Annotated in this window: 3 protein-coding genes and 1 pseudogene; 2 read left to right on the top strand and 2 right to left on the bottom strand. The window is 68.7% G+C overall.

Going from position 1 to position 4,370, the window contains the following annotated elements:
• On the bottom strand, window positions 1–1,507 hold a 1,507-nt coding region (locus G3N92_RS31385), incomplete at its 3' end, for a TAXI family TRAP transporter solute-binding subunit (protein WP_241015137.1).
• 430 nt (window positions 1,508–1,937) lie between these two features.
• On the opposite strand from G3N92_RS31385, the gene G3N92_RS31380 reads away from it, so the two are divergent.
• Entirely contained in the window at window positions 1,938–2,303 is a 366-nt protein-coding gene (locus G3N92_RS31380; RefSeq protein ID WP_206131424.1) for a BON domain-containing protein, read from the top strand.
• Between the two features lie 98 nt (window positions 2,304–2,401).
• Here the strand turns inward: G3N92_RS31380 and G3N92_RS31375 are convergent, their stop codons facing one another.
• Window positions 2,402–3,190: a sulfite exporter TauE/SafE family protein gene (locus G3N92_RS31375; RefSeq protein ID WP_206131423.1), complete on the bottom strand. Its 789-nt coding sequence runs from the start codon at window positions 3,188–3,190 to the stop codon at window positions 2,402–2,404.
• Window positions 3,191–3,815: 625 nt separating this feature from the next.
• On the opposite strand from G3N92_RS31375, the pseudogene G3N92_RS31370 reads away from it, so the two are divergent.
• Window positions 3,816–4,370: pseudogene (locus G3N92_RS31370) on the top strand (hypothetical protein); the annotation flags it as partial.

Genomic DNA, 4,370 nt, shown 5'->3' with positions numbered 1-4,370 from the left:
ATGAGGCTGTCACACTACTGATGTGTGTGTGATTTGTTTTACTGCGACGCGCACCCACGGCACCTCGCCGGCCACCACCCCCCTTCCCCACCAGCACCCCGTCCCGGGCGCGGGGGCCTGCCGGGCCGGGCGCGGCGGCCTCGTCGCGTGCGCCGCGCGCCGCGTCGTCCTGCGCCAGCAGGCGCTCGCGCACGAAGCCGATGTGCTCGCGCAGCACGTAGAACTGCCCGGCGTAGGCGAGCGGCATCTTCATGCGGTTGACGGCGTCTTCCACGTCATCGAGCTTGTCGAGCAGCGCGATCCGCTCGCGCGGCGACAGCTCGCCGAGCGCGCTGCGTTCGAGCGTGATCAGCGCGCCGTACCAGCGGTAGATCCGCGAGCGGACGCGCCAGCCGTACAGCAGCGGCACGAAGCGCAGCCCCGGAATCAGCACCACCACCAGCGGCACCACGATCACCAGCAGCCGGTCGACCAGGCTTGCCACCCAGAACGGCAACTGGCGGTACAGGAAGGTCTTGCCCGATTTGTAGTAGCGCGCCGCGTCGTCCGACAGCGCAATGCTGCTGTGCGTGACCGGAGACGGGAATTCGCCCGCGCGCTGCAGGATCGTCGCGCGGCCCTGCACCTCGCGCGCCGCCTCGATCAGCAGATCCGACAGCGCCGGGTGCAGCGAATCGCGCGCGATCAGCTCGACGGTGGGCGACAGCGTGTGGATGTCCTCGGCCGGCAGGTTGGTGCCGGGGTCGTAGACGCCCATCGGCAGCGTGATGTCGGTCAGATAGGGCAAGCGGCGCGCGTAGGCGTCGGCCTGCGGAAACGAGTAGAAGCGCACGCCCGGCGCACGGAACAGCTTGGCCATCACCGGGATCTGGGTCGAATCGCCGGACAGGAACGCGGCATCGATCTTGCCGTCGATCAGCGCGCGCGCCGCGTCCTCGCCGGCCAGCGGCAGCAGCTGGGTCGCGCCGCCCGGCAGGATGCCGTTCAGCTTCAGCAGCGCCAGGCCGAGCTCGTGCGAGCCGCTGCCGTCCGGGCCGAGCGCGAGGCGCTTGCCGCGAAACTGCGAGAGCCGCTGCACCGGCGCGCCGCGATACAGGATCGCGATCGGCACGTAGCCCACGCTGCCGAGCGAGACGAGCTGATCCGGCGGGGTTTTCTGTTCGAGCCCGCTTTGAACGAACGCCACATCCACGCTGGCGTGCGGATCGAGCAGGCGCTGCAGGTTCTGCGCCGAGCCTTCGGACGGCAGCACGTCGAGCGTGATGCCGTTCTTGGCGAGGATCCGCTTGTACTTCTGCGCGGCCGACCAGTTGGTGCTGCCGGGCGGGCCGGCCGACAGCGTCAGGTGGGTGGGCGGCGCGGGCTGGATCAGCCGGATCGCGAGCCAGATCGCCGCGCCGCCGAGCAGCAGCGCCGGCCCGAACGACATCGCGAGGTCGCGCCACGACACCGCCACGAAGCGGGCGAGGATCCGGTGCGGGCGACGGGAGCGGGGCGGTTCGGTCATCGGAGCGGGAGGGGCGGAGCAGGCCGGTTCGGCACGGGACGTTCGGGCATCCCGAATCGCGACGATGGTAACCGAGTTCGGCTTCGGCGAGGCCCGCCGGGCGCGGGATTCGGGAAGGTCCGGATGGCCGCGCGCCACATGGGCCGATCCGGCACGCAAAGGCTTTGCGCTTCGCGTGCCGCTGGATTACATTGTGCGACGCAGCCGCGCCTTGTCCGTCGCGGCGCGACCCGGCGCTTCACAGATCGGGCGCGAGACGGACGTGGCCCGGCAGTCCGGCCAGCCCAGCGCTTGCCGGGCGGATGCAGCGCCTCTCGATCGCTCCGTGGAAATGTTGGCCGGCCATCCAAGCCGCCGGCCGTTTTCTGGGGGTACACCGGCCCCGGTTCGTCGATGAACGAACCTCGCCGGCATCACAAAAGGAGCAAACATGAAGTCGATCGTGTGGAAGGCACTGGGCAGCGCGGTAGTGGCGGCGCTCGTATGCGGCAATGTGTACGCGCAAGCGAGCGATGCGGCCAGCACCGACGCGCCGGCGGCCACCAAGAGCACGTCGAAGGCCGCCGCCAAGACGGTCCGCAAGCAGAACCGCAAGCTCGGCTACGCGGTGCGCAAGGCCATCACGAAGGCCGGCGGCATCGACGTCTCGAACATCACCGTGCGCTCGAAGGGCGGCGCGATCTCGCTGCAGGGCACGGTGCCCGACGCATCGCAGATCGACAAGGCCGGCGAAGCCGCCAAGGGCGTGAAGGGCGTCACCTCGGTCGACAACAAGCTGACCGTCCAGCAGCAGTAAGCGGCTGACAGCGCGCCGCGCGGCGAACCCGCCGCGCGGCGCGCGTTTCCTTCTTTCTTTTCTTTCCCGCGAATTCGGCGAATCCCCGCCGCCCGTCCTCAGACGGTGACGAGCTTCAGCCCCACCGCCACCAGCGTGGCCGCCAGCACGTTGCGCAGCAGGCGCTCCGGCGCGCGCGTCGACAGATGGCTGCCGATCACGATGCCCGGCAGCGAGCCGATCAGCAGCGACACCAGCATCGACCAATCCACCGAGCCGAGCAGCCAGTGGCCCATGCCGGCCACGAGCGTGAGCGGCACCGCGTGCGCGATGTCCGAGCCGACGATGCGCGTGGTCGCGAGCGTGGGATACAGCAACAGCAGCACCGTGACGCCGATCGCGCCCGCGCCGACCGAGGTCATCGACACCAGCACGCCGAGCACGACGCCCGTCAGCACCGTCAGCACGACCGTTCGCGCCGGGTTCGGCGCGAACGCGTGGCGCGTGGCGAACGCGGCCAGTTGCGGGCGGAACACGAGCGCGACCGAGGTCAGCAGCAGCGCCGCGCCGAGCACGATCTGGATCAGCCGGTTGGTGGACGCCGAGCCGAAGCCGTGCGCGTGCAGCAGCCAGAGCGTGAGCGCCGCGGCCGGCACGCTGCCTGCCGCGAGGCGGCCCGTGATGCGCCAGTCGATCGAGCCTTTCGAGCCGTGCACCAGCGTGCCGGTGGCCTTGGTGGCGGCCGCGTAGAGCAGGTCGGTGCCGACCGCCGTGGCCGGGTGGACGTTGAACAGCAGCACCAGGATCGGCGTCATCAGCGAACCGCCGCCGACGCCGGTCAGGCCCACGAGAAAGCCGACGAACAGGCCGGAAGCGGAGTACAGCAGATCGATATGAGGAAACGACATCGGCTAGGCTCGGAGGGTGGGCGCGGGTCGAAACCCAGCATTGTCGCAAAACTGGCGTCCGGGCGTGGGAATCTCCGTTGCGGCGTCGCCGGGGGCGTGCGCGGCGCGCTTGTCAGATCATGAAAAATGATTGCCGCGCGAGCACCGGTAACCGGCATGAATTAGGCGCAGCCGTGCAATAAAAATCTCGTGGCCGATTGAAACGTCCGGATTGAAAATGTTTAAAAAAATAATCCGATGCGGTGTTATGAAATTCTCCGTGAAGCTTGACTGGCCTGCGATCGCACGATGCCGTCCGGCAATCGTCGAGTTCGGGATTGGAGAAAAGCCGGCCTGTCATTTTCAATAGGGCGATCGCTGTCAGGTATTCGGGCTGTTACGGCGCTCGCGCGTAACGTTCCATTCGCCTGTTACGTTACGCCGCCGAATCGCGGCGCGTTCCGGCCAAGGCGTTTGCAGCGCGCGCGTCGCGCCGTCGTGCGCGAACCCCTCTGTTTCCGGGGATTTGTTGGACAGTTGTTCGACGAACCGCGTCGTTGACAATTGGCTTGCTGAACTGGCACGGACCCTGCAATGGACTCAGCCGTCATACCCGACGGCAAGACCAACTGACATGGGGTCAACAATGAAACAACACTTCAAGTTGTCGAGCATCGCGCTTTCGGCGCTGACGGCATTCGGTATCGCGGCGGCGCAGCCCGCGATGGCCGACGCCGGCACGGTCGTCAGCGATCTGGGGGCCAATCTGAATCTGGGCAGCTCGCTGAACGCGAGCGGCGCGACGCTCGGCGGCACCGGCAGCCTGGCCGGATCGTCGCTCGGCGTGAATGCGGCGATCAACGCGATCAACGGCGTGGCGCTGACGGTGACGGCGAACGGCGTGAAGGTGATCGACGTGGCGCTCGGCAACGTCGTCGGGCCGCTCAAGACTTCGCTCGGCGGTCTCGCCAGCACGGTCGGCGCGCTGGCGCAGAACACGCCGCTATCGGGCGTCGTCTCGGGCCTGCAGACGGCGTTGCAGAACCCGGCCGGCGCGCTGTCCGGGATCGTCGGCACGGCATCGGGCGCGCTGTCGAGCGGCGCCGCGGCGCTGGCCAACGGCGCGGGCGCGCTGGCGACCGGCATCAACTCGGCGGCCGGCACGGCGGCCGGTGCGCTGTCGAACGGGCTGGGCTCGGCC

The sequence above is a fragment of the Burkholderia sp. Ac-20379 genome (assembly GCF_017104645.1).
GTDB lineage: Bacteria > Pseudomonadota > Gammaproteobacteria > Burkholderiales > Burkholderiaceae > Burkholderia.
This window is presented reverse-complemented; position numbering and strand designations above follow the sequence as displayed.

Bases quoted from the DNA above. Each gene is read 5' to 3' on its own strand.
- G3N92_RS31380 (WP_206131424.1), top strand. From the start codon at position 1,938: ATGAAGTCGATCGTGTGGAAGGCACTGGGCAGCGCGGTAGTGGCGGCG.
- G3N92_RS31375 (WP_206131423.1), bottom strand. From the start codon at position 3,190: ATGTCGTTTCCTCATATCGATCTGCTGTACTCCGCTTCCGGCCTGTTC.